Annotated in this window: 25 protein-coding genes; 13 read left to right on the forward strand and 12 right to left on the reverse strand. The window is 44.0% G+C overall.

Annotated elements, in window-relative coordinates:
* Positions 1–51: 51 nt before the first annotated feature.
* The 9 genes from PCAR9_RS11575 to PCAR9_RS11615 all read left to right on the forward strand — a co-directional run bounded on the left by PCAR9_RS11575 (position 52) and on the right by PCAR9_RS11615 (position 7,687).
* Positions 52–1,383 carry a sigma-54-dependent transcriptional regulator gene (locus PCAR9_RS11575; protein ID WP_179983731.1) on the forward strand — a complete coding sequence of 444 codons (1,332 nt, stop codon included), beginning with the start codon at positions 52–54 and terminating at the stop codon, positions 1,381–1,383.
* A 15-nt stretch (positions 1,384–1,398) separates the two neighbouring features.
* Entirely contained in the window at positions 1,399–1,623 is a 225-nt protein-coding gene (locus PCAR9_RS11580) for a hypothetical protein (RefSeq protein WP_118494075.1), read from the forward strand.
* A gap of 4 nt (positions 1,624–1,627) precedes the next feature.
* A complete protein-coding gene (locus PCAR9_RS11585) occupies positions 1,628–3,145 on the forward strand; it encodes a sensor histidine kinase (RefSeq protein ID WP_179983732.1) in 1,518 nt (505 codons plus the stop codon).
* On the forward strand, positions 3,135–3,587 hold the full coding sequence (locus PCAR9_RS11590; RefSeq protein ID WP_179983733.1) for a response regulator: 453 nt from the start codon (positions 3,135–3,137) through the stop codon (positions 3,585–3,587). Before PCAR9_RS11585 ends, PCAR9_RS11590 begins: the two co-directional genes overlap by 11 nt.
* Before the next feature lie 12 nt (positions 3,588–3,599).
* Positions 3,600–5,693, forward strand: coding sequence for a response regulator (locus PCAR9_RS11595; protein ID WP_179983734.1), 2,094 nt, complete (start codon positions 3,600–3,602; stop codon positions 5,691–5,693).
* A gap of 181 nt (positions 5,694–5,874) precedes the next feature.
* A complete protein-coding gene (locus PCAR9_RS11600) occupies positions 5,875–6,204 on the forward strand; it encodes a DUF883 domain-containing protein (RefSeq protein ID WP_179983735.1) in 330 nt (109 codons plus the stop codon).
* Between the two features lie 4 nt (positions 6,205–6,208).
* Positions 6,209–6,730, forward strand: a complete 522-nt coding sequence (locus PCAR9_RS11605) for a hypothetical protein (RefSeq protein WP_179983736.1) — start codon at positions 6,209–6,211, stop codon at positions 6,728–6,730.
* Between the two features lie 96 nt (positions 6,731–6,826).
* Positions 6,827–7,084: a hypothetical protein gene (locus PCAR9_RS11610; protein WP_179983737.1), complete on the forward strand. Its 258-nt coding sequence runs from the start codon at positions 6,827–6,829 to the stop codon at positions 7,082–7,084.
* A gap of 24 nt (positions 7,085–7,108) precedes the next feature.
* On the forward strand, positions 7,109–7,687 hold the full coding sequence (locus PCAR9_RS11615) for a CC0125/CC1285 family lipoprotein (RefSeq protein ID WP_179983738.1): 579 nt from the start codon (positions 7,109–7,111) through the stop codon (positions 7,685–7,687).
* A gap of 16 nt (positions 7,688–7,703) precedes the next feature.
* Here PCAR9_RS11615 and PCAR9_RS11620 read toward each other — a convergent pair whose 3' ends face one another.
* Positions 7,704–7,940 (reverse strand): type 1 glutamine amidotransferase family protein, encoded by a 237-nt coding sequence (locus PCAR9_RS11620; RefSeq protein WP_179983739.1) that lies wholly within the window; start codon positions 7,938–7,940, stop codon positions 7,704–7,706.
* 298 nt (positions 7,941–8,238) lie between these two features.
* Between PCAR9_RS11620 and PCAR9_RS11625 the strand changes: the two genes are divergently transcribed.
* The 3 genes from PCAR9_RS11625 (at position 8,239) to PCAR9_RS11635 (ending at position 9,594) form a co-directional block, all read left to right on the forward strand.
* Positions 8,239–8,883: a metal-independent carbonic anhydrase family protein gene (locus PCAR9_RS11625; protein ID WP_179983740.1), complete on the forward strand. Its 645-nt coding sequence runs from the start codon at positions 8,239–8,241 to the stop codon at positions 8,881–8,883.
* A 307-nt stretch (positions 8,884–9,190) separates the two neighbouring features.
* Positions 9,191–9,367, forward strand: a complete 177-nt coding sequence (locus tag PCAR9_RS11630) for a DUF1328 domain-containing protein (RefSeq protein ID WP_118494051.1) — start codon at positions 9,191–9,193, stop codon at positions 9,365–9,367.
* Between the two features lie 32 nt (positions 9,368–9,399).
* Entirely contained in the window at positions 9,400–9,594 is a 195-nt protein-coding gene (locus PCAR9_RS11635; RefSeq protein ID WP_025255565.1) for a hypothetical protein, read from the forward strand.
* 83 nt (positions 9,595–9,677) lie between these two features.
* On the opposite strand, the gene PCAR9_RS11640 is transcribed toward PCAR9_RS11635, so the two are convergent.
* From PCAR9_RS11640 to PCAR9_RS11670, 7 genes are all read right to left on the reverse strand, one after another.
* Positions 9,678–9,896 (reverse strand): hypothetical protein, encoded by a 219-nt coding sequence (locus PCAR9_RS11640; protein WP_179983741.1) that lies wholly within the window; start codon positions 9,894–9,896, stop codon positions 9,678–9,680.
* 12 nt (positions 9,897–9,908) lie between these two features.
* Positions 9,909–12,860, reverse strand: coding sequence for a DUF349 domain-containing protein (locus PCAR9_RS11645; protein ID WP_179983742.1), 2,952 nt, complete (start codon positions 12,858–12,860; stop codon positions 9,909–9,911).
* On the reverse strand, positions 12,850–13,143 hold the full coding sequence (locus PCAR9_RS11650; RefSeq protein WP_179983743.1) for a YeaC family protein: 294 nt from the start codon (positions 13,141–13,143) through the stop codon (positions 12,850–12,852). The genes PCAR9_RS11645 and PCAR9_RS11650 overlap by 11 nt, the downstream gene beginning before the upstream one ends.
* A complete protein-coding gene (locus tag PCAR9_RS11655; protein ID WP_118494035.1) occupies positions 13,144–13,470 on the reverse strand; it encodes a zinc ribbon domain-containing protein in 327 nt (108 codons plus the stop codon).
* Positions 13,471–13,731: 261 nt separating this feature from the next.
* Positions 13,732–15,390 (reverse strand): alanine/glycine:cation symporter family protein, encoded by a 1,659-nt coding sequence (locus tag PCAR9_RS11660; RefSeq protein WP_179983744.1) that lies wholly within the window; start codon positions 15,388–15,390, stop codon positions 13,732–13,734.
* A 108-nt stretch (positions 15,391–15,498) separates the two neighbouring features.
* A complete protein-coding gene (locus tag PCAR9_RS11665; protein ID WP_014949839.1) occupies positions 15,499–16,638 on the reverse strand; it encodes a M14 family metallopeptidase in 1,140 nt (379 codons plus the stop codon).
* A 168-nt stretch (positions 16,639–16,806) separates the two neighbouring features.
* A complete protein-coding gene (locus tag PCAR9_RS11670; RefSeq protein WP_179983745.1) occupies positions 16,807–18,252 on the reverse strand; it encodes a glyceraldehyde-3-phosphate dehydrogenase in 1,446 nt (481 codons plus the stop codon).
* Between the two features lie 193 nt (positions 18,253–18,445).
* Between PCAR9_RS11670 and PCAR9_RS11675 the strand changes: the two genes are divergently transcribed.
* Positions 18,446–19,330 carry a DUF2989 domain-containing protein gene (locus tag PCAR9_RS11675; RefSeq protein ID WP_179983746.1) on the forward strand — a complete coding sequence of 295 codons (885 nt, stop codon included), beginning with the start codon at positions 18,446–18,448 and terminating at the stop codon, positions 19,328–19,330.
* A gap of 171 nt (positions 19,331–19,501) precedes the next feature.
* Here the strand turns inward: PCAR9_RS11675 and msrB are convergent, their stop codons facing one another.
* The 4 genes from msrB to glgB all read right to left on the reverse strand — a co-directional run bounded on the left by msrB (position 19,502) and on the right by glgB (position 26,348).
* Entirely contained in the window at positions 19,502–19,930 is a 429-nt protein-coding gene (gene msrB / locus PCAR9_RS11680) for a peptide-methionine (R)-S-oxide reductase MsrB (protein ID WP_179983747.1), read from the reverse strand.
* A 98-nt stretch (positions 19,931–20,028) separates the two neighbouring features.
* Positions 20,029–21,582 carry an NADP-dependent phosphogluconate dehydrogenase gene (gene gnd, locus PCAR9_RS11685; protein ID WP_179983748.1) on the reverse strand — a complete coding sequence of 518 codons (1,554 nt, stop codon included), beginning with the start codon at positions 21,580–21,582 and terminating at the stop codon, positions 20,029–20,031.
* 443 nt (positions 21,583–22,025) lie between these two features.
* On the reverse strand, positions 22,026–24,125 hold the full coding sequence (glgX, locus tag PCAR9_RS11690; RefSeq protein WP_179983749.1) for a glycogen debranching protein GlgX: 2,100 nt from the start codon (positions 24,123–24,125) through the stop codon (positions 22,026–22,028).
* A gap of 48 nt (positions 24,126–24,173) precedes the next feature.
* Positions 24,174–26,348 carry a 1,4-alpha-glucan branching protein GlgB gene (glgB, locus tag PCAR9_RS11695; RefSeq protein ID WP_179983750.1) on the reverse strand — a complete coding sequence of 725 codons (2,175 nt, stop codon included), beginning with the start codon at positions 26,346–26,348 and terminating at the stop codon, positions 24,174–24,176.
* Between the last annotated feature and the right edge of the window lie 20 nt (positions 26,349–26,368).

The following is a 26,368-nucleotide window of genomic DNA, read 5'->3' on the forward strand; positions in this document are numbered from 1 at the left end:
ATTGATTTTATTCCATATTTTAAATGGAAAGTAATAGAGAGGGACATCCACGTGCTAACCGTACTTTTAGTTGATGACGATGCCGAGTTTACAGAAGTAGCTTGTACTATTATTGAGTTTTTAGGCCACGACGTCCTAACAGCTGCGACATTAGCTGAAGCCCGCGACTGGCTAGAGAAAGAAACATTCGATCACGTACTGTTAGATTTCATGTTGCCCGATGGTAGCGGCGCTCATCTGTTTAATGAACTTGATGCGCTCCCAAAGCGTCCTCGTGTTACCTTAATCACCGGCCACCCTTCGGTTAAAAGCGTAATCAAAGGCTTGTGTGGCCCTACCGTAGACTACCTTGTCAAGCCAATACAGCGCGAAGAAATCGAGGCTGTGTTAAGTAAAAAGCCAAAAGAAAAAGCACCTAAAGAAGAGACAATTGAAAAACACTTCGATTTGCTTATTGGCGAGTCACCGGTGATGAAGGAGTTATACAAACTCATTTCAAGGGTTAGCAAAACAAGCGCTAACGTCATGCTGTTAGGTGAAAGTGGTGTTGGTAAAGAAGTAGTCGCAGCTGCTATTCACCGAGCCTCAGAAAGTGATGGCCCTTATATCGCCACAAACTGTGGTGCCTTTTCTAAAGAATTGATTGGTAGTGAGTTGTTCGGCCATGAAAAAGGTGCCTTTACCGGTGCTGTGGGCCGTAAAGAGGGTGTTTTCGAGCAGGCAGAAGGAGGCACCCTTTTCTTAGATGAAATCACAGAAATGCCTATCGATATGCAGCCTAACCTTTTGCGTGTGCTCGAAAACAAAGTGGTGCTTCGTGTAGGCGGCACAAAATCTATACCTGTGAACTGTCGCGTAGTATCTGCAACAAACAGAACAATGGAAGAAATTGCGCAAAGCAAAGTGTTGCGTGAAGATATCTATTTTAGATTGGCCGTTTTCCCAATCACTATTCCACCTTTACGTGAACGAAAAGAAGATATTCCGCTTCTAGCGAAAACCTTTATTGCAGAATTCAACAAAGACAACGGCTCTAATTTTAAGTGGGAAGATAATCAGCTTGAAACGCTTCAAGCTTACGACTGGCCTGGTAACGTTCGAGAGTTAAGACACTTTGTTCACCGTGCCGCCATTATGAGTGACCCTGAAAAGAGTGAGATTGAGCTACCTAAAACCATCGAATCTCCTTTTGCGCAAAAGCAGAGTACGACACCTGCCCTTCAAGCCGGAAGAACGATTGAAGATGTGGAAAAAGAGCTTATATACGCCACATTAGAGAAAGTCAGCGGCAATAAAACCACAGCCGCAGAAATGTTAGGGATTAGTACCAAAACGTTGTACAACCGCCTTCACGCCTACGGCGATCTTAGCAAAGATGAGTAATGAGAGGTATTCGATATGACTAGCGAAGAATTCTCACGTTTAAGCGTTTTCGTTCATGATGCTCGCAAGCCTCTAAATAGAATATCTATGCAGGCAGAGTTAGTAAAAATGGCACTAAATGGTGATGTTGCGCCTGAAAAGGCATTAGCGGCGTTAGATAAAATAATAAGCAGTGCAAAAGACTGCAGCGAGACCCTTTCTGAAATGACCTCAGAATTGGGTGAGAATGATGCGGAATAAATAAATGATCTCTAAAGTTCTGTCTTCCATTTACAGCTGGATAATTTTGGTTGTAGTCATCATTGTTGTTATGACAGCAAACTCTTTTTATGTAGTGAGTACGCTTAACGACCTGTCAGCACTTGAAGCGCGATTATTTACAACTAATCGGGTTATTAATGCAGTTAATAGGCTTCATGTAGCTGTACTTCGGGTGGAGTCTGGTCAACGAGGCTACATGCTTACTGACGATGAAGAATATCTAACTGACTACACCGAAACACTTGGCGTTATCGGCGAGTTAATGGACGAAGTAGAAGTAAGCTCTTTTTCGTCTGATATAGAGGAACAATCTGTAAGAATTGAGGAATTGCTTTACCTAACCAAGGCAAAGATCAACGAAGTTATTAAAGTCGTTGAGCTTATAAAGGAAGGAAAACAGAAAGAGGCCATTAAACTAGTTGAGAGTGATAAAGGTATTGACCTTTACAGACGTTTCGAAGAGCTATTTCGTGAAATTGATACTTCTGAACGTGGTATGCAAGGTACACATTTAGCAAATTTGATGAGCTTGCGAAGAGACTCGGTCAATACCTTAATCATCTCATCCGCTACTACCCTGCTGCTCGTTATTGCCGTTTTTCTATTGCTGAAAATTAACTCGCGAGAGCACGAGAAGTATCAGGCTGATCTTGAATCTGTAAATGAGGACTTAGAAAATCGCATAGAAGAGCGGACACAAGAACTTAGCCTTTACTCCGACGAGTTAGCCCGAAGTAACCGAGAGTTAGAAGATTTCGCTTTTGTTGCTTCACACGACTTGCAAGAGCCACTTCGCAAAATTCGGGCGTTCGGTAACCGTCTTGAGTCGGGGTACACCGATGTCATTGATGAGAGAGGCAGAGACTATTTAGCGCGAATGCTAAACGCCGCAGAGCGCATGTCGATGCTCATATCCGATCTTCTCGCTTTTTCTCGTGTTTCAACACGTGGCAAAGATTTCAGTGAAGTAGACTTAGATAACGTTATACAAAGCGTATTAGATGATTTAGAAATCGCCATTGATGAAAAATCAGCACAGATAGACGTAAGCGAAAAGATGCCTATTATTCGAGGTGATAAGACACAACTTGAGCAGTTGTTTTTAAACTTGATCTCTAATGCACTCAAATTTCAAAGTGAAGGCGTAACACCCGTTGTCAAAATCACTTTACAAGAAGCAAGCGAAAAAGATACCCAAGATATCCTCATGTCTGAGGAATACGATTGGATAAAAATTACGGTTACCGACAATGGTATTGGTTTTGACCAGTCGTTCGCAGAGAAAATTTTTGCTCCTTTCCAGCGCCTTCACGGTAGAAGTGAGTATAAAGGTACGGGCATAGGGCTTGCCGTATGTCGAAGAATAGTAGAAAGACATAATGGTCAGATTACTGCCACGAGCGCGCAAGGTCACGGGGCCACGTTTACAATAATAATGCCGGTGGATAGCGAGCCGTTTGGTTCCAACAACAATAATGGAGAGACACACAATGACGCGTAAACAAACCCAGCCAATAAATATATTGATGGCCGATGATGATGAGGATGATCGCTTACTGACCGTCGACGCACTGCAAGAAAGTCGCGTACTAAATAATTTATTTTGTGTTGAAGACGGTGTGGAATTATTAGAGTTTCTCCGTCACGAGGGAAAATACACAGATCCTGAGTCTGCTCCTCGCCCTAGCCTCATCTTACTTGACTTAAACATGCCTAGAAAAGATGGTCGCGAAGCACTCCAGGAACTTAAAAACGACCCAAAACTACGCAGTATTCCCGTTGTTATCTTAACAACATCGAAAGAAGAAGAGGACATGCTACGCGGTTACGACCTTGGTTGCGCTTCTTATATTACCAAACCAGTTAACTTTGAAGGGCTGGTTGAACTGATGCGTGCTTTAGGCCGTTATTGGATCGAGTTCGTAGAGTTACCACACGAGTAAAAGAGGTACTAGATGTCAGAGGTTATTAAAATTCTATTGGTTGAAGATGATGAAGATGATTACTTCTTAACTTCTGACTATCTAGAACAATGTGAGTCACCTAAGTTTGAGTTGACCTGGGTGACAAACAGTCTTGACGCCATAGAAGCGCTGAAGACGGAAGACTTTGATTTATGCTTGCTTGACTACTTGTTGGGCGCAGAGAATGCCATAGATGTTCTGGGTGTTCTGAAGTCGAACCAATTTAGCCTGCCTGTGGTTATTTTAACAGGTCAGTCTGACGCTACAGTAGATGAAATGGTAATGCGCGCAGGGGCCGCAGATTATCTACAGAAATCGGAGATAGAATCGCCGCGCTTTATGCGCACTATCCGCTACGCCATGGTACGTCGCGATATAGAAAACGAGCGGATTGAACGCAACAAAGTTGAACAAAAAAACAAAGCGAAAGACAAGTTCCTTGCTCACCTTGGCCATGAATTGCGCACGCCTCTTACCTCTATTTTGGGGTACACAGAACTTCTCATAGATGACGCAAGAAACAGCCCGTTTCAGCAAGAGCTATCAATAATTCATTCAAACGGCAAACACTTATTGAGCTTGCTCAATGATTTACTTGATATGTCACGGATAATGGCCGAGAAGCTAGAACTAAATATTAAAGATGTTAACTTATCTGCTTTCCTTACCGATATTCACTCGTTAATGCGTTTGAATGCCAAGGATAAAGGGCTGAGTTTAAATGTGGTTTCGAATACAAAAATTCCCGAATTTATTAAGACAGATCCCACTCGACTTCGCCAAGTGCTGCTTAACCTGATCTCCAATGCGGTAAAATTTACCGATAAAGGCAGTATCACACTCACTATTACCCTTGATGAAAATTCAACAGATAGTGAAAAGCCGCAGTTACTTAGATTTTCCGTAGACGATACCGGCATAGGTATGCCACCAGACAAACTAATCAATATCTTCCAGCCCTTCGAGCAGATTGAAGATGTGATGCGCGCTAATCATGGTGGTGCTGGTCTAGGTTTAGCTATTTGTAAAGAGCTTGTCACCAAGCTTGGCGGCGATATAAATGTATCATCTCGCCTTGGTGAAGGCAGTACGTTTACCTTCGATATTGACCCTGGCGATATATCCAAACAACCTCTTGTCGACTTAGAGCTTGGTCAGATACAAACCGTTGAGTCTAGCAGTATCGATTTGAATGTTACCGGTAGAGTGCTAATTGTTGATGATTTAAGAGAAATTCGGCGCCTTACCGGTCATCTTGTAAGTCAGTCTCAGGCAGACATTAGTTACGCAGAAAACGGTGTCAAAGCACTGGAAGCGGTATTACAGGCCGACGAACACAATCGACCTTTTGACCTCGTTCTTATGGATATTCACATGCCTGTGATGAATGGCATTGAGGCCCTACACGCTATTCGTCGTCATGGTAAAGATATTCCCGTTATTGCGGTTACCGCAGCGAGTCGTAAAGGACTGAGAGAATCACTAATACGTGAAGGCTTTAATGACGTTATAGGTAAACCAATAGACCGCTTTGCATTAGCTCAACTTCTTTCACAATACCTTCCGCCTGGCGACCACGTTACTTTTACCAATGTGGAAGCACAGGTTGCTGACATGCCGATACAGAAACCTTACGCACCAGAGGAAAACATACCATCAAGCGATGGATTTGAACGCAATACGAATATAGGCATAGCAGCTGAAGATCCCCCTCAGAAAAAAGGTGACGGAAGCCCTTCTAGTAAACGTATCTTAGTAATTGAAGATGATGAAGATGCAGCAGAGCTATTGCAGTTGTTTTTAGTACATTTAGGTCATGAAGTCACCACCGAGTACTGTGGTGTTGATGCGCTTAGCACAGCGCAAGATAATGACTTTGACCACGTATTAATGGATTTAACCCTACCTGATTACAATGGTTACGACCTCGCTGGCGAACTTAAAAAACAATTACCAAATGCTTCGCTTACCATAGTTAGTGGGCACGAAGCCGAAGAAGAAGCAATGGACGCAATAGGAATAGATAGCGCGCTGCTTAAGCCGGTTTCAAAAGATGACCTCGCATCCGTCGTAGGTGGAAGCTAAGCTTTCGTTTTAACGACTAAGAAAATATTACAGGGGTTTGCAAGGATAACGCGCTTCTCTTGCAAACCTTTCACCCTTCCAAATAACTCAAACCACCTATCCCTCTGTAAATTAAGGAATTATTCTATTGGTACAGCCGTTGCAATAGTTATTGTGAACCCAAAATATTAAGGAGAGTATTATGGCTACACAAGCTTCAGCAAAACCACAAACCGTTAAAACTAACAGCACTAACGGTGTGGCTGAACCGAGTCACCCAGTAACGGATCAACTGAAAGACACCCTTCATGCATCAGTAGACAAGCTTGCAGATAGTGCAAGTGTGGCAGAAGAAAAAATTCGTCGTACTGCTTCATCATCTGCCGAAAACATGTCAGAGCGAAAGCGTCTAGCAGAGCAGAAATGGCAGGCGTCAAAAGTACGTAAATATGCAATTGAGAACCCTGTAACGACTGCAGGTATCGCTTTTGCAGCGGGTATGCTAGTAACATCGCTTCTACGTAAGAAGTAATATTATGAAAGCACCAGATTTTCACAAAGCGCGTTATAGCACGTGCCATGAAAATCCATTTCGCCTGACGCCGCCCCCGGCGCAGGCGAAGTTGCATGTAAACGCTACAGGAGAAAGTAACCCCACAGCGTCAGCATCTGACGAGCAGTCAACCCAGCAACAATACCCCGACCCGTCATTCTCTGAAGTTGTCAACGCGTTCAAAGAAGCATTCTCTCAAAGAAAAGAACAAGGCTTTGCATTTCTTGAGCTCACCAATAGTGAACTCATGCTTGTCAAAAAGAGTTTTTTCGTCACTGTTTTTGCATGCCTTGCAGCATTCGCGGTTGGTACAGTTTGTTGGCTTATTTTAAATATTGCTATAGGCGCTATACTTCACAATGCTGGCGTGCACTACGTTGTGGTACCACTTGTATTATTAGTACTTAATAGTCTTGCGGCATTTGGTTTCTTTAAGCTTGCTCAGAATGCGTTTAACTATTTAAGTTTAAGCAGATTGATTCAGACGTGGCGTAGAGTCTTCTGATAAGGCACATACGGGAAGGCGAGTAGATCTTTTTTGATTAAGCCCTTTAACCGCGGCTTTTAACTGAGCCTTTTCAACAATAGTGAGGTGAGTACTATGAACATCTTTTTGAAAGCGAACATGAGAGACATAGCGCAAAAGGAGCATGCCTATTTTTCTCAAAAACATCACGCTGATGTTGCACTTACACAAGCAAAAAGGCAATGTTCGTTAATGATGGGTAAGCCGGAGACGTTACTTGGCATAGCTTCTGTTGGAGCTTATAAGGGTGCAGTAGACGCTAAGCCAAAAGCAAAGCGCAATCGCGCTTTAATGGTTTTAGGTAGAACCGCACTCTTCTCTTTGTTTCAGTAATCACAGTATTAAGGAATTTGTGAGATGAACATCAAAAGTAAAATTAAAAGTAGCCGCGTACTTTTTGCCACAGTAGGTGCGGCACTAAGCTTCGCGATAGTAGGGTGTTCATCGACACCAGTAGCTGCCCCTACCCCATACAAATCAGCGAACTCTAGAGCCTCATATGGTTATTCGAGCGAAAAAGTATCTGCAAATCAGTATCAGGTTCTTTTTAAAGCGACTGATAAAACTCCGGCCGACGGAGTACAGCAGTACGCTCTATATCGCGCCGCAGAAGTCGCACAAGAGCAAGGCTTTACTTATCTAGAGGTGATTAATACAAATATTGATAAAAAGCCTGTCATAGCGCGGGAAGTAACGGCTGGCAAAAATGAGCCAGCAATATTTCAAACAGATAGGCAATGCACTATGTCAGGCTGTGAGGAAGTTGCTCAACCGATGGCCGCCCCAAGCTCAAACGATGTTGTAAATACTCAGATTAACGACATCTACTTTACTATTGATGTAAAAATGGCGAATGATAAAACTCGTTTAGGTAAAAACGCCTTTACTGTCTTAGAAGTGCTGTCACAGCCTCTAGAGCCAAAGAATACAAATTAGCTGCACGTCATTCTGTTCATCTATAAACTGCATCATCAGTGTTCTGACAAAATGCTTTTCGGTACGCAATCAGTGTTACTGAAAAGCATAGCTTATATGCACGAGCAAGTCTGTGGAACGCCCTAAAGCCCACTACCCTAAATTCATAGCTATCATCCATTCCCTGAAGTGCCTCATAAAAAGCAGACTGAGGAGCAGCAAAATCGAGTAATTCCATTCCTTCGTATGCAATTAAACAAATAAATTTGCGCATAAGTCACGTAATATCGATGAAGTAATGCGACAATAAAACACACTTACCAGCATGATAGATGAGACATTCATTCGTTCAGAACTGATACATGTCTGAACACCTTCATTTTTTAATGACCCATTAATCTTCTATTAATGTTGTACAAAAGTCTCCGTCATCCAAGCCAGCTATCATTAAACCCATGAACTGCAGAGCAGATTTGTAGACCGCTTTTTACAACGTTATACAGCTTCTGCTCCCAGCAATTTAATTAGGTAATAACACGTATTTATTTTGCAAATGACTGAGGAGTCACGCGATGAAAAAGCTAAACTCGCTAATGACAAAAACAACGCTTGTAGCAGCTTCGATTATGCTAGTAACAGGCTGCAGTGCAGTGGCCAAACCGCAAATGAATGAGACCGCCACTTCGAACGTGGGTGTATTGAAAGCTAAGGCGCTAGACAATGCGTTACTGTATTCGGATGAATGTATTACAGAGCGTGAAGTTGTAGCAGCACAAAAGATGTGGGGTGAAGGCATTGTACGTATTGGCGCAGTGTTTAGTAACGACGGTGATTACTCTGGCGAAGCGGCTGATTTTATCCAGGACATGTACGGATATGATTTAAGTAGTGTGCTGTTTAAACCAACTCTTGCAGCAAATGATCAGTTCCGTTCAAGCTTTGATGCAGCGCTTTCTTACTTTGTCGGTGGAAATGACGCTTATCAGGAAGATAAGGGTTTTGCAATTAAGCCTTATACAAACGTGAAATTCGACAATGTAGGAATTATTAATAACAGTTGTCGGATGGCGGTGGCGATGGGTAACTACTTCTTTACTGACACTAAGGGCGGAGAAACAAAAGTAGAGTACACCTTTGCCTATGTGAAAGACAGTGATGGAGACCTGCGTATTGTCGCTCACCAATCTTCGTTACCCTACAACCCAAATGGTAACTAGGTAACGCTCAGTCCCCAATCTTCTAAGATTATGAGGGGCGTCACCTCCTCCCTTTTATCGGCAAAGCGTTTTTCTCTTTCGCTTTGCCCCTTTTTACGTTTTGAATCAAATGATGAGAAAACGGCTTCTGCTCTATCATGTAAAAAATGCATTCGCTTGTGTAATCGTGACTCCTGCCACTGAAAATTACGTTTCAAAATTTCAATCTAAAACAAACTTAATCTATATAATTCATACACTTAAAAAACAGGCATAAAGATAGCATTAGTTATTGTGAAAGTAACGGAAGCAATACGAGGATCTAGTTATGTTAGGTTGGGCAATCACATTTTTTATCATCGCCATTATTGCAGCAGTTTTTGGTTTTGGAGGCATCGCAGGTGCAGCAACAGGTATAGCACAGTTTCTTTTCTTTGTGTTTATCGCGTTGTTAGTAATTTCACTTATCGCTAATGCGTTACGTGGAAAATCACCAAGGGCCTAAGAAAATTTTATATAGGAAAAAGGAGTAAGGATATGTTTTCATTTAAAAATCTATCAAAGGTACTAGTAGCATCAGCATTTGCACTATCACTAGCGGCATGCGGTGACGGTGAGGCGGAAGACGCAGGCGAAGAGTTAGACGAGATGGTTACCGATGCAGGTAACGCCGTTGAAGACGCTTGTGAAGATGTGAAAGAAGGCGCAAACGCCGAAGATAAAGATTGTTAATCACGTCTTTATAAGAGAAGGGCCAGACAATGTCTGGCCCTTCTTGTATGTATTGATCTAACCTATTATGTCTAATTTTCTCGTTAAGAGACTTCTTCACCACCTAACTCTCGGGCAAGGTCATCCAGTGTAGATAGCGTAGAATCAAACTCCCCTATCCCATAACGATACTGTACACTTACGTGATGGTCGGTACGTCCGAATTTAACTCTCAACCCTTCAGCATCAATATGCTTTACGGTATTTAAAAAACGATACGCTGACATTTCGGTTTCAAATTGAAACTCAACACTGTTTTCCATTTATTTTCCCGCTTAAGCCACAATTTCAGGGTGAGCATTAATTACTGCGACAACACGTTGAAGCAGATTATTGTCCACTTTATCTATTGAGTCGTAGGATAACCAGTCAGCAAGAATATCGGGAGCGGTCGCCGCCTCTCCTTTTTCCAACTTAGACGTCATCATTTGTAACTGTACGCTAGAACGTATCGAAGCATCACCATCTGGGCTAGGCATTCCTGTTGCTACTTCTAATGCCACCGTCAACCACTGTCTATCGTGTTGACTCGCTGTACTGCCAGTAGACTGACCAAGTGAACTTGACCACCGCTTACCTAACGTTTCTGCTAACGATTGTTCATCAGCCCGTTCATCAATACCGGCTTCGCCAGCGCTCAACTGAAGTAATGAGACAAGCGCTTGAGCTCGGGCTAAGCGAGCCTGCGACTGTGCATTTTTTACCAGTGTCTCGCGTTTGTTTTCAATAGCGTCTATCTTTCGTTCAACTTTATTGCGCAGTGCTTTAGGCAGTTCATTTAGCTGAGCTTGTACAACATTGACGGATTGAGTAAAGCTTGCGTCATCACTGTTGATATCGATAGCCTCAGTTTGCGTCAGCAAAGAATCAACTAATTCATTAGATGCATTACTCTGCACTTTACGCTGCGCTTTTAAACGCTCAAAAACCGTATCGTTTGCAGCTTTAAACTCTGCCCACAACTTACTCTCTTCCCGTTTACCAGCGTGACCTATTTGCTTCCATTGCTTTTGTAACTGCTGAGCCTTGTCGGCAGCGTCTGTTATATCCTCTTCGGTTGAAAGCTGTTGAGCTTTGGCAACCAAACTACGCTTTTGTGTCTGGTTATCACTTTGCCACTGAGTCACCTTAGCTTGGATAGGCGAAGAAACCGTCTTCCATTCTTGTTTCAACTCCTCATATACTTCACGCTCAACCTGACCTGCGCTGTGCCACTTTTTAGATGCTCTATCAAATACCTTCACCAACTCAGCTTCAGGCATAGTAATATCCATTGCCTTGACTGTATTAATGATGGATTCACGCTGTTCCCGCGCGGCAGCGCGTTGTTGGTCTAACTTAGCGTAATGTGCTCTACATGGCTCAAACGCTTTCTCAAGGGCAGCATCGAATTGCTGTTGCAATGCATCATCACTGCTTTCGTCGTTATTTGACGATGACGGTGTTAGCGATAACCATTGCTTACGCAAGTATTTGATGGCGTTACTTCTTTGCTTAATGTTATCAGGAGCAACATCTGCCAGTGCTTGGGCCTCTGCCACAAGAGCTGGCTTACGCGGCGCTGCAAGGTAATCCTGCCAGCCTTCCAATCGCGACACATCATCTGCAGTCTTCACAAAGCGCTTTTCCACACTCTTTTTTGCTGAGCTTGGCATTGCAGAGTAAGTGTCTTGAAGCTTGGCAAACTTTGAAATAGCAACGCGAAACTTACCTTGAGCAATTAAGTTATCAATCACACTAATGTGTTTACGAACGTGTTTAATGTGCTCGTTTTCTTTCGTTCTCTGCGCGCGCTCTTTGGCATTTACACTGTTTTTGGCAGTGTTAAAGCGCTTAGACAAGGCTTTAGGAACAGCGTCGATTTCACCACTAAGCGCTTTATACGCTTGTTTTGTTTCGTCAAATTGAGCTTTAAGGCTTTGCAAGGTGTCTTGTTCGACCGTCTCACTGCTTGCTACGCTTTCCTCACTAGCAGCAGGGGCCACCTCATCTTTGGCATCTGAATCGCGATTGACCTGCACATTATCGCTATCATTTTCAGAAACAATCTTGGCGGCGATATCTTCAAGCTGTTGTAGCTTAATTAGCAGCTTTTGTCCGTATTGCTGTTGCATGGAGAAGCGATCAAGCTGGTCGTTTAACGTATCAACCTCACGCTTAATTTCTGCAATACGCTTCTCGGCCGTAAGCTCACTGCCAAGGCGAGTAAGCTGTTCTAGAGTAGCCTCTACGCCGCGAACGCTTTCGTTAACGGTAGCCACATCGGCGAGCGTCGCTTCACATAAACGATTGTTGTATAGCCAGGCAACTTGCTCTTTCGCATGAGTTAATTGCTGTTCGCATAAAGCTTTGGTATTGGCACGTTGCGAAGCTTGTTGCTTTTCCTCCCATGCAGGGCGAATACGGCTTACATATCGCTCTACTTGTTCGGTTATACGAGCGCGCTTTTCTTCATAATCAGCGCGTTCTTCCTCAACAAGCAAATCAATTTGTGCAAATAATCCAGTTAGCTCGCTTTCTAACTCGTTGCGTTTCTCTTCAATAGTTTCAACGTCTGACTTATCGAGTAATGCTTGGTATTTAGATAGCACCAGCGTTAGCTGCTTTTTAAGCTCAATTGGACGCTTTGCAGCCTCTTTAATAGCGTCAATTCGCGCATTAATTTGCTCTACAAGCGCATCACTTGACACTTTTTTGGCAAGCTTCTGTAGCTCTGAAACCTCTGATTGTGCGTTAATCAACTGAGTTTGCAGCTTAGCGCTTGCTCCCTCTAAAAAGATAAATTGAGTAAACGAGGGCTTACCCACTTTTTCAATTAGCGCGCTAGCTAGGGCATCATCTTGTAGAAGACTAGGCTCTTTCTTCAACATTTGCGGCACTAACTGTACCACTAAGTCAGGGTTGGCTGTTTCTGTCAAAAACGAGAATATCTCTTGACGTGAAAGCCTAACATCTCCCTCGCCTAATAAAGCAGCATTCACCTTCTTTTCAGCGGCTTTCTTAACCCTAGATTGCTTTGCAATTTGCGACATTTTGAGCCACAACACAAAGCTGTTTAGCTTTTCAAGCGCTGCCAGACTGACATTTGCCTCTTCATCATTAAATGCCAGTTCGTGAAGTATTGTTTTTTCCTGTGCCTTGTCGGGAGAGAGACTCTCAATCGCCTGCATCCGTTTCTCAGGCTTTGGGCTTTGGTGTGAAGGCGCAAATATACGACTAAATATCATCCTGTTTAAACCGCGCTATTGTATTTTTATCTTCCTGCTCGTCGCGTAACGAGCGTTTAAAGTCGGCTTTGCTTTTATGTACAATTTCGCCGCTTTCACCTACGGTCATGTGTTCAGAGGACCTTTCTATTTTAGCTTGATAAAGCATCACGGCCTGCATGCTGCTTGCTTTTTGCTCGTCATTCAAAGGTGTACCATCTGGCCACTTACCGGTTTCAACTGCCTGACGCAGACGCTCGTAAATCTCCGGCGTCATACTGGCTACAAGTGCTTCTATATTCATTTAGGAAAAACGCTTTATGTAAACAATTCGCGCGCGATTTACTAAGTACCATACAAAGCCAACCACAGCGCCCAAAATAGCTAAATTATGTTGCAAATCGCCCGGGCGTGTCCCGCCCCAATACATGAAGCCAAAACTCGCAACAAATATCAGCATAGCAATAAGCGACTGGTTTTGGATACTCGCTAATTTTTTAAATCTTTGTAAGCTTTGTTTGCGCTCTATATCTTCTGAGGTAGCGTCTCCGATTTTAAAATCGCAGTGAGGGCACGTCTTTGCTTTATCAGACGTTTTCTTATTACATGAAGGACAGTCAACTAATGCCATATGTTGCTCCTGTTTACTGGGTGCGAACTAGAAATGCTTAAGCGTGATTAAGTACGCCAACATTTTACGCGGACGGGTATCATACTGAAGTTCAACACAACAATGAAGTCGATTCTGTTGAATACCCTCTTCGTTACAAAACAAAAATGCGCAGGGTGTTAACTTTTGTACAAAGTTCACCACTGCGCATTTTTACAGGCTAGCTTTCCGTACTCTCTTTCTTCTAAATACCCGAAAAAAGTACTAAAAGTAGCTTAAATACTATTTTTTGTGTCGAGACCAGTAGTCATTGACCGTTTCTTTCATTTCTTTACATAGCAGCATGATGCCAAACAGATTGGGAAGCGTCATTACTACAATAGCCACGGCAGAAAGCGCCCAAACAAGGGTGGTATCAGAAAATGCCGCCCAAACAAAGCCCGCTACGTAAATAACGCGATACGGCATTACAGAGCGTGGTCCAAACAAGTAGGTCATAGCGCGATCGCCATAATAAGACCAAGCAATAGCGGTTGAAAAAGCAAATAACATTAATCCAATTGAGACAATATACTGCCCTGCATCGCCAAAGAAACCACGAGTAAAGGCTATAGTGGTGAGCGCTGCCGAGTGAACCAGTGACTTACCGCTTACTTCAAGGTTCTCTTTAACCGGCTTTCCGTCGACAATCTTAAGCGTGCCAGTAAACAAGTCTTCACTGCCTACTGCATACTTCACGTCTTCTGCGACAGATCTAGCGTTAAGTAGCGTAAAACCATCGCTTACAGCCGTGCCGTTTACAACGGTAATTGACCCTGTGTACGGCTCTACATTGTTACCTTCAATTTCATTCAGGTAACCATATAGTTTGTTTACGTCATCCTGATTCGTGTCGTCGTATTGACCTGCAACAAAGTACATATCTGAACGATCGAAAACGTTTTCATGTTTTTCTTTCCACACGCCTGACGACAGAATAACTAAACCAGTAACAGTACAAATTAGAATGGTGTCGATAAAAGGTTCAAGTAGTGAAACCATACCTTCTGACGCTGGCTCTTTTGTTTTTGCTGCTGCGTGAGCGATTGGTGCAGAGCCCTGACCCGCTTCGTTCGAAAACAGGCCGCGGTTAACGCCACGGTTAAACGCATAAGCTAGAGAAGCCCCTAAAAAGCCACCTGCAGCTGCTGAACCAGTGAACGCATCACCAATAACTGCGGCAAAGGAAGGCCCAATGTTCTCTAGGTTTGCGAAAATCACGGCAAGTGCGCCAATAAGGTAGATTACGGCCATAACCGGAACAACCCGCGCTGTAAACGCAGCAATACGCTGTATACCGCCAAGAATTACTAGCGCCAGAAGAATACCCAATACACTCCCAACCAACCAAGGCTCGAAGCCAAAAGTAGCTTCAATACTTTGCGCGATACCATTACTTTGTGGAAGGTTACCCGTACCAAATGAACTTACTACTGTGGCAACAGCAAACGCTACGGCAAGCCACTTCATGTTTAGGCGACGGTCCATGTAATACATAGGGCCGCCGGCCATGGTGCCGTCTTCAGTTTTCACACGATATTTATGTGACAGGGTAACCTCAACAAACTTAGTCGTCATACCTAAGAAAGCCGTCACCCACATCCAAAACAGTGCTGCAGGACCACCAAGGAAAATAGCGAAAGCAACACCTGAGATGTTACCTGTGCCTACGGTACCAGACAGTGCAGTAGTTAGTGCACGAAAGTGCGTGGTGTCACCTGGATCGCTTTCTTTATCAAACTTACCGGTAACAACCTGCCAGGCGTGTTTGAAGAAACGAATTTGTGGAAACTTAAGATAAACCGTAAAGAAAAGACCTACGCCTAATAGAACATAAGGAAACCAGAACGCGCCCCCTAAGAATCCATCGAGCATAGTTAGAAAACCATATAACCCTTCCAACGTTATTCCCCTTTTTTATTATGTTTAATTGTTGTTTTATTTTAATAATTAAAAGGCCTCTTTTTGTCGAGGCCTTTTTGCAGAAGCTTTCGCTTCCTAATTCTTATTTTATTGCTCTGATGCTTTTAGCTTTTTAACAACCGCATTCACACCAATAAGTAAATCTTCACCTAATTGGCGGCTGCGCTGTACCGACCAACCGTAGATGTCGTCTGGTACATCTGCGTTGTCTTTAAATGGCATTTCTACCGTGTACGCCATGCACTTGAACTTCTCGCCCACCGCGTTTGAAGCCACGGTTAAATTAGCCTTACCCGGCTCATCTTTATCGTAGCCAAACTCGTCTTGAAATTCAGGCGTTGCATTTAACAACGCATCTTTAAACGTATTTTCAAGCATTTTGATGGTGTCATTATAGCTAGGGTTACCCTCACTTCCTGCGACAAAGTTGTACGGCAATGCCTCATCACCGTGCAAATCAAGATACATGTCTACACCAATTTCGCTCATTGCATTCAGTACGTAAAGTACTTCTGGGCTTTTTTCTTGCGAAGGCGTTGCCCACTCACGGTTTAGATTGGTTCCTACAGCGTTGGTACGCAGGTGGCCACGTGCGCTGCCGTCTGGGTTCATGTTTGGCACAATGTAGAAAACAGCATTATCAAGCAACTGTCGCGCCAAACCATCTTGCTCGTCGAGCAGACGGTAAATAATACCTTCGGCACACCACTCGGCCATGGTTTCGCCAGGGTGTTGACGTGCCGTGATCCAGACTTTTTTCTTTTCTGGTGTTTCTTCACCGATAACCAGCATAGACATATCACGGCCATCAAGGGTAAGGCCTAGGAATTTGTGCTCGCACAGTAGTGACATCTGCGCGTCGTGTACAAGGTCAAGGTGACGTTCGTAGCTAAAAGGAATGAAATACGCGAAGTACACACTTGGCTGTTCTAGCGTTAGTGAGAACGTAAGATTGTCACCGTCAAATTCGCTAGGAATTCTAAACCAAGTTTGACGGTCGTAAGACGCTAGAACGTTATATCCCTTCCAACCTTCTGGATACGCTGACTTAGCCAGATTACCAATCGTCATTGTGTGCGTAACAAAAGTTTCGCCCACTAAACGAAAATGGAACCACTGAGCAAATTCAGATTGGTTGTCATTAGGGATGGTTAGACGGATATCGTCTGGTGATTGTGCGCTAACAACTTCAATGTTACCGCTGTCGAATTGACTGGAAATATGCATAGACTGTCGTTTTCCTCATTATTTGAGCGCTAATTTAGCATAGACGTAAACACAAATTCCACGCACACAGCGGGTTTTGTACTATCAAGAGTATACAAAATGTTTACACCATCAAAAAACCGACCACTTGGGTCGGTTTTTTATACAGTTAATTAAATTGCGTGTCGCTTAAAGTGGCAATGTAGGGAAGCTTAGCCCCGCCATATCGCGAACCACGCGCAATACCTGGCAGCTATAGCCAAACTCATTGTCATACCATACGTAAAGTGTCAAACGGCTGTCTGCTGCGATGGTCGCCTGAGAGTCAACCACAGATGCAGCACGTGAGCCTACCAAGTCTGTAGACACGATCTCTTTACTTGCCGTGTAGTCAATTTGATGCTGAAGCTTTGAAAACAGTGCGGTATCGCGCAAGAACTCATTGACGGCAATGCGATCCACCGGCGTCTTAAGATTTAGGTTCAAAATCGCTAGCGATACGTTTGGTGTAGGTACACGAATAGCATTACCGGTAAGCTTACCTGCCAACTTCGGGTAGGCTTTTGCGACGGCTTTTGCTGCGCCTGTTTCGGTAATAACCATATTAAGTGGCGCGCTACGCCCGCGACGGTCGCCCTTGTGGTAGTTATCGATAAGGTTTTGATCGTTAGTGTAAGAGTGAACCGTTTCAACGTGACCGTTTTCAATACCGTACTCTTCGTCAAGCGCTTTAAGTACCGGCGTTATTGCGTTAGTCGTACAGCTTGCAGCAGATACAATTGTGTCTTCTGGTGTGACTTCTTCGTCGTTTACACCGTGTACAATGTTCTTAATATCACCTTTACCCGGGGCAGTAAGAATAGCTTTCGCTGCACCCTTAGCTTTAAGGTGTAGGCCAAGGCCATCGCGGTCACGCCAAATACCTGTGTTATCAACGATGATAGCGTTATCGATACCATATTGAGTGTAATCCACTTCATCTGGGCTGTTGGCATAAATGACTTGAATGTATGAACCGTTTGCTTTTAGCGCGTTACGTTCGTGATCAACTGTGATGCTGCCGTTGAATGGCCCATGCACTGAATCGCGGCGCAGTAAGCTTGCGCGTTTTTCTAAGTCGCCATCGCGCCCGCCACGAACCACAATAGCACGTAAGCGAAGCTTGTTGTTTTTACCCTGACGCTCAATTAGCAAGCGAGCAAGTAAACGACCTATACGGCCAAAACCATATAGTACAACGTCCTGAGGTTTCTGATCGTCCTCTTTGTCGGCAACGTCGTTTAGTTTTTCGTTAAGGTAGGCCGTAAGGTCGTTGTTGTCGACCGCAGAACCGTAGTGAAAATCAAAAGCTAATTTACCAATATCAATTTGTGCCGGAGCAAGCTTCATGTTACTCAGGGCTTCTAAAATTGGGTAGCTTTCGCGTAGGCGTAGTTTAATACCTTCGTGCAGACGCACTTTGCGGTGCGCTTTAATAACATCAATAGCACTGGCGTTCAGTAGCGAGCGTCCATAAACTGAAATTTCAACTGCCTTATTACGGTATAACTTACCAATAAGGGGCAACATCATTTCTGCGTATTCCTGACGCTCTTGCCAGCTGCTTTGTAATTCCTGCTCAAACTGTTGATTCATGCTTCTGCCTTCATCGATATTAAATTAACGGTGTTGTCATTGTTGTATGCGCGGCCAATTTATTGATTGGCACTAACGCTCTCAACTATTCCTAATTACGCGTCAGCTTTTTATTATTTTTAGGGTACACTAGGTGAGTTTTCGCCTGACGGTGACGAGCAGTATCTTAAATAAACAAGCAAGGAAGACCAAATTGTTGATAAGTTTCAAAACCTCTATGAAAACTCGTACAACAACGAATTTATTTAGTAAGTTTCCAACAAAAGGTTATGTAACGACTATGTGGCTGGCAGCAGCGGCAACACTCACCGGTTGTGGCGATCTTTTTGAACCTACTATCAGTGAAATTTGTGAATCTCATAGTGAGATTTGCACAGATTTGAGTTTAGATGCGCGCTGTCGCGCTGAGCGTGCCGAGATCATTCGCCTTCGTTATTACAATCAAGATTCAAAAGACGAGGCTTATAAGTACCCTCTCCTTTTAAACTTTGAGGAATACCTAGTATGCGTCGAAGAAGCACAACATATCGAACACGTTAAACGAAAAGGTAAAGAGGCTACGAGACTTAAGGGCGTTATTACTGCACAGCGTGAAATTAAACGCCTAAGCCGGGAAACGAAAGACTCCCTTGACCCTTATCTTTCTTACTACCATTGGACTCGCTATAACGACAAAGATGCTTTTCATCGCTTCGAGCGCTATGCAGCGAGCAACCTTGTCAGCGACCCTAAATTGTTAGTCGAACTCGCTTCTGTACAAATAAAAACTGACCAAGAACGCACCATCAGCACACTATATCGCGCGCTGAGTTTATACACGGATAGTGACGATATTGATGTCAGTATCTTTTACTCACTGGCTTCAATGGGAATGGATGAAGATAACTTTCGCCTTGCCTATGTTTGGTATGGCGTTGCTGAACATTATGATGACCGACTTGACGAGACACAGCGCATTCAGCTTGGCCAGAGATACGCGCTGCCTGTTGAGATATTAGATAATATCATCGATGAAATAGTCAGTAGCTTAAACAGCGCTACGTTTGATGCAACCTCGTTAAAACTCAACAAACTTTAGAATTTTGAAATTCAATTACACAATTTCATTAGTAAATAATTAAAAAAACCGCCGTTTATGGGCGGTTTTTTTTAACTAGGTCTAAAGGCACTTGCCACAAGGTTAAATTTTAATCAGATGTTTACCTTAATTAGCGCTTATATAGATAGAAGCGCGATTCAATTAAAGTATTTAGCCTTTGATTTTTATATCGTCTTCACCTTTAAACGTCATAGATAGCGAGTTAACGCAATAACGTTGGCCGGTTGGCGCTGGTCCATCTGGAAATACGTGGCCTAAATGTGAACCACACTGTTTACAAAAAATCTCGACCCGGCGCATACCGTGCGTTAAATCTTCTCTATAATCTACGTTGCCGTCATCAAGCTGTTTATAAAACGAAGGCCAGCCACAGCCGGCATCAAACTTAGTATCTGAAGGAAAAAGTGGTGCTTCACAGCACTTACAGACGTATAGGCCATCTCGTTGTTCATCTAGCAGCACACCGGTAAAAGGTCGCTCTGTGCCGGCTTCGCGACATACATAATACTCTTCTTCGCTAAGCTCAGTTTTCCAGTCCTTTTCAGTCTGTGATGCGTTTGGGTTCTTACCTGTCGACATAAATTACCTCTTAAACAAAAAAGGTGTATTTGAATACAAATACACCTTTTCATAGTTTACGCTCAAAAATGAACGTTTGCCTCAGTATTTAGCTCATGCTATCTCTTGATAGCAGTTTGAGGTCGTGCTGGATCACTCCACTCAATGTGATACTTCTTGCCTGCAGGCTTATCTACACGCTGATAAGTATGTGCACCAAAGTAATCCCGTTGACCTTGTAATAAGTTAGCTGGTAGCACTGCAGAGCGATATGAATCGTAGTAGCTAAGCGCCGACATCATTGCAGGGCACGGTACACCAGCCAGTGTCGCCTGAGCGATAGACTCACGCCAGTCAGCCTGATACTGCGTAATTTGCTCTGCAAAGAACGGGTCTAATAACAAGTTAGCCAAGTCTTCATTCGTTTCGTAGGCTTGAGATATAGACTGCAGGAATACAGCGCGAATAATACAGCCTGCACGCCATATTTTAGCTATTTCACCAAACTCTAGCGTCCAACCGTGCTCTTTACCCGCCATTGCCATAAGCTGGAAACCCTGTGCATAGGCACAGATTTTGGAGCAATAAAGCGCTTGTTCTAGCTTATTGATGATAGACGCTTTTTGATCATCGCTAAACGTAGGCGTATCTGGGCCAGCAAGCACTTCGCTTGCCGCTACACGCTCTTCTTTCAAGCTCGAAATACTACGAGCAAATACTGCAGAAGTAATGGTCTGTGCAGGACTACCTACTTGTAATGCACTTACTGCAGTCCAAAGGCCCGTGCCTTTTTGGCCCGCTCTGTCTAAGATAACATCAACTAATGGCTGTTGCGTTTCAGGGTCCATTTGCTCGAGGACTTCAGCGCTGATTTCCATCAAGTAGCTGTTTAACTTTCCTTCGTTCCAATTTCGAAACACTTCTGCAATATCAGCAGGCGTCATTTTAAGGGCTTCGCGCATTACATGGTAAGTTTCGCAAATAAGTTGCATGTCGGCGTATTCAATACCGTTATGCACCATTTTTACGTAGTGCCCTGCCCCAACGGGACCGATATAAGTGGCGCATGGCTCGCCTTCTAACACAGGCTGGCCTGGCGTATGGCTTTCTAATGGTTTACCTGTTTCAGGGTCAACTTTTGCCGCAATGGCTTTAAGCACTGGCTCAATACGCGTCCACGCATAAGGGTTACCTGATGGCATTAAGGACGGTCCGAAACGCGCGCCCACTTCACCGCCAGACACAGCGGTAGAGAAGAAGATAAATTTACCTTTATACTGCTCTTCGCGGGCTACTGAGTCGGTCCACAAGCTATTGCCAGTATCAACCACGATATCGTCAGCGTGAATTCCCGCGTCAATAAGGTGATTACATACGTGGTCAACAGGGGCGCCAGCTGGCACAGAGATAATGATTAGATGCGGGGCTTTTAACTTGCTTAAAAGCTCGGTGTAAGAGCTGCAGCCTTCAACGCGAGGCTCAGTATTTTCGGCTCTTTCGCTTGCGTCTTTAGCCAGAATTGACTCAACTTTGTTTTGATCTAAATCGAAACACGCGACACGATAGCCATGGTCTACTAGGTTCATGGTTAGGTTACTACCCATCACCCCTAAACCGATAAAACCAATATCACACGCTTTGTCTTCGTGCGAATTACCACCTTTCTTTTGCATAGGAACACCCTCACATTTCAGATGGCTGCGCATGATACCACCAGAAAGAATAAAGAACAGCTTAAGCTAACAAATTAGTACGCGCTGGTGTAAATGTCACCAGCGGTAAACATTAACAGCTTTTTAAGGCCAGTTTGAACGAGAAATTTGTTTTTATTTAATACCGAATAACACACACATCACCACGCAGAACAAAATTCATACAACTGTAAAGACACGGTAGCGTTTTCCTACAGTGCATGCTATTTGTCGGTGGCCGAGCGCTGCGTTTATCTATTTGGGTTTATCTCGCTGCCTGTATTTCGACTAGCGCTGAATAATCAGGTTCGTGCCCGTTAGCGAACGCCGTGAGTTTTGAAAAAGCAAACGGCCTTTGGCAGACAAATAAAACCTGATATAGCGCGTTATCGTTTTAAGGCTTTCTGTTAGTTTAACTACAGCTTTCATTCCGAAAATTGGGAAAAACTAAACAGCGTGAGAGATTTACTGGCTTGTAAAAACACCTTTTGAATACAAATAGAAGGTTGCTCTTCTAGTGAACTATAGCGCGTGTCTAAATGCATGGTCCACCCACCTTTTGGTAATACTGTTGGCAGGTGAAAACGCACGTCACTATCGCTAGCATTCACACACAAAAACCAGTGCTCGGGCTTTTGGTCGGGCTCTCTCTGGCTCATGACACAGCCCTTTATTTCAACACCAAACGCTTTGTTGTGATGTGCATTCCAATCTTCAGACGCTTTGTCCGAACCATCCGGTTTGTACCAATTAATCTCTTTAACGTTTCTTGATAGTGTAAAAGTGTCGTCATGAAGCTTTAATTCGCTAAGCAATAATGATGATTGACGCAAGCGCACTACATACTGGCAAAAGCTTAAAAAGTCCTGCTTACGCTTGTTTAGTTCCCAATTCATCCAGCTAATTGGGTTATCCTGGCAGTAGGCGTTATTGTTGCCATTTTGAGTACGACTTAACTCATCACCACCGAGTATATGGGGAGTCCCCTGAGAAAAAATCAGGGTAGCGAACAGATTACGCTTTTGTCGCTCTCGCATAGCAAGAATTCGCTCGTCATTCGTTTCCCCCTCTACGCCGTAGTTTGCAGAAAGGTTGTGCCCATGACCATCTCGATTTTCTTCTAAGTTATCGAGGTTGTGGCGCTCAGCGTAGGTCACCATATCATGTAGCGTGAAACCATCGTGATAAGTCACGTTATTAACTGACGTACTGATATGTCGCCGGCCTTTGTGGAAAATATCTCGTGAGCCCATTAACCGCGTAGCAAAGTCTGCTGTTACACCACCATCTCCCCGCCAAAACGCGCGAACTGTATCGCGGTATTTATCATTTACCTCTAACCATGGTGACGGGAAGTTGCCGACTTGGTAACCGTTTGGACCAATATCCCAAGGCTCAGCGAGCAGCACCTTATCTTTTAAAACAGGGTCGCTACTGATGGCTCTTAGTAACCCGGATTTCTTATTGTATTGCTGGGGCTCTCTTCCCAAACAAACTGCCAAATCGAAGCGAAAACCGTCTACACCAATAACGGACACCCAGTGACGCATGGCATCTAGAATAAGCCCCATCATAAATGGCTGCGCAGTATTTACTGTGTTACCACAGCCAGAGTGATTAGAGTAAACCAATTCACCGTTTTTCGTTTGTTCCAACAAATACGCTTGGTTTGGGCAAAACCCTTTATAGGATAAAATAGGGCCACCACCGCCCGCCTCTGCTGTGTGGTTAAACACCACATCAACTATTACCTCTAAGCCTGCACTGTGATAAGCGTCAATCATAGACTTAAGTTCAGCGAGCGCGTCTGACACGCCATAGCGTGGTTCAGGCGCAAAGAAGTTAACGGGGTTATACCCCCAATAGTTTGTTAAGCCCTTATCGGTGATAAAAGGCTCTGGCATAAACGAACACAAAGGCATAAATTGAACTGTTGTTACGCCTAATGCCTTAATGTGTTTAATGACGCTAGGGTGAGCTGCACCAATGAATTTACCACGGTGTGCTTTTGGCACTTCTGGGTGAAGCTTTGTTAGGCCTTTTACGTGTGCCTCATACACCACTCTCTTATGTTTAGGTATAACCGGCGGACGAGCATGATTAGTTGCATAGTCATTATGATCTATGACTATGCACTTAGGGATCATAAACTGAGAGTCGTGTTTGTACTGCCTCGCATCCCACTTAATTGCACGGCTGATTTTTTTGGCGTACGGATCAATAAGTAACTTGTCAGTGGGCACAGCATGTAAACCAACTTCTCCACGCTCTACACGGTACCCATAGTACTGGCCTGCACTTACACCACTAAAATGACCGTGCCAAACGTCGCCGGTCTTTTCTGGCAGTGGGTGTTCACTTATTGCCTCTTCAGTATCGCAATTGAAAAAGCACAATACGACCGCTTTAGCATCAGGAGCATAAACGGCAAAATTAGATCCATCGTGAGTCAGTGTGGCGCCAAGTGGATGTGCATTACCCACCCCACTTTCAACAATTTGCACTATCTCTGAAATTTCTTTCACTGCGTTCTCAATCTACTTATACGCTAAGGCTATAACGCCTAAGACGGGTTAACCTACATTAGCAACGTAAAAAACGGTGGCTAACGGCGGTAAAGTTATCTCTACCGAGTGGCCGCGGTTATGGAAAGGCGTGTTTTGCGTGGAAACTTCACGTACGACCTCATAGTTGCTCCCCCAGTAGGCACTATCATCGGTATTAAGTGCAAGCGATAACGTACATGCATCATCTACGCCTATTCTGAAATTTTCACGTGGCACGGGCGTAAAATTAGACACCACATACACTTTTTGCTTTGCATCTTTTGACGTACGCACAAATGATACTACGCTTTGGTCTGCGTTACTGTGATCTAGCCATGCGAAACCACTAGGTACGTGGTCTTGCTCGTATAGCGCTGGTGTTGATGTATAAAGGTTATTGAGCGCTTTATAAAGCGTTTGGACTCCCTTGTGTTTATCATAATCGAGCAGGTGCCAGTCTAAGCTGCTGTCATGGTTCCACTCACGTGCCTGCGCAAGCTCATTGCCCATAAAGTTAAGTTTTTTACCGGGATGGCCATACATAAAACCGGCATAGCAACGTAGATTAGCGGCTTGCTGCCATTCATCGCCTGGCATTTTGTGCAGCATACTGCCTTTACCATGCACAACTTCATCGTGTGAAATAGGCAGTACGAAGTTTTCATCAAACGCGTACACCATGCTAAAGGTAATATCGCCATGGTGATAGTTTCGGTACGCAGGGTCTTTAGCGATGTAATGCAAAGAGTCATGCATCCACCCCATGTTCCACTTAAAGCCGAAGCCTAGACCACCTTCAAAAACAGGTCGAGAAACCTTCGGAAATGAGGTCGATTCTTCCGCAATGGTCATGGCGTCAGGGAAGTGTTTATACACTTCTTCATTCATCCATTTGAGTAAACTTATAGCTTCATAGTTTTCGTTGCCGCCGTCCACGTTCGGGATCCACTCACCGTCATTACGTGAATAATCGAGATAAAGCATGGATGCCACAGCATCAACACGCAGTCCATCCACGTGGAATTTATCTAACCAAAACAGTGCATTTGCTACTAAAAACTGACGTACTGTATCTTTACCAAAATCATAAATGCATGAATTCCAATCTGGATGCCAGCCCTTCCTTGGATCTTCATACTCATAGACACATGAGCCATCAAATCTTGCTAGACCGTGACCATCTTCAGGGAAATGAGCGGGTACCCAATCGATAATTACGCCGATACCTGCTTGGTGAGCCTTATCAACAAAGTATTTAAATTCATCTGGGTTTCCGAATCTACTGGTTGGCGCGAACATGCCCACTGGCTGGTAACCCCATGAGCCATCAAACGGAAACTCTGAAATGGGCAGCAGTTCTATATGAGTGTAGCCCATATCACTTACATAGCTTATGAGATCATCAGACAGTGCTTTGTACGTTAGATAACGCGCATCCGTTTCAACGCCAGGGCGCTTCCAAGACCCTAGATGTACCTCGTAAATGCTCATCGGGCTGTTGTATTTATTGCCCTTGCGCTTTTCCATCCAAGCGCCATCATTCCACTTGTAGATGTTGTGGTCGTAAATTTTTGAGGCATGCGATGGGTATTGTTCTGCACTGAAACCTAAAGGGTCTGCTTTGTGCGGCAGGTCATGGCCGTGCGCATCTTTAAGCTGATACTTGTAGCGCTCTCCGACGCTGAGTTCTGGAACGAACAGCACCCAGTATCCCATAGACGTTTTTTCCATAGGATGTAAACGACCATCCCATTGATTGAAATCGCCAATAAGTGAAACCGTACTTGCATTAGGGGCAAATACGCAGAACCTTACCCCTTTTACAGCTTCACCTTCTGGTGAAGTCAGTGTAATAATTTGTGCGCCAGCCTGTTCATATAAGTTCGCAGGCGTGCTGTCGATGTAATGTACTGCGTGATAAGCCTGGTCGGTAAATTGATATGGATCGATATAAGCGTTTTCGCCTTTAGCTAGAACGCGATAAATTTCGCCTTGATACTTTTCTGGCAGTGGTGTTTCGAACAAACCATTACTGGAAGTAACGGTTGTGTCCTTTAGCGCAGGATTGCCCCATTTAATCGTTATCTCACTTGCGTTTGGATGCCAAACACGAAGTAAAGAGCTTTGCTCTTTTGTCACTATACCTAAATGGGAAAACGGCTGAGAACATAATACCTGTTCGAACTGCTGCGCTAATTGCATTCGCTACTCCTAGTAAAAAC

The sequence above is a fragment of the Alteromonas macleodii genome (assembly GCF_903772925.1).
Taxonomy (GTDB): domain Bacteria; phylum Pseudomonadota; class Gammaproteobacteria; order Enterobacterales; family Alteromonadaceae; genus Alteromonas; species Alteromonas macleodii_A.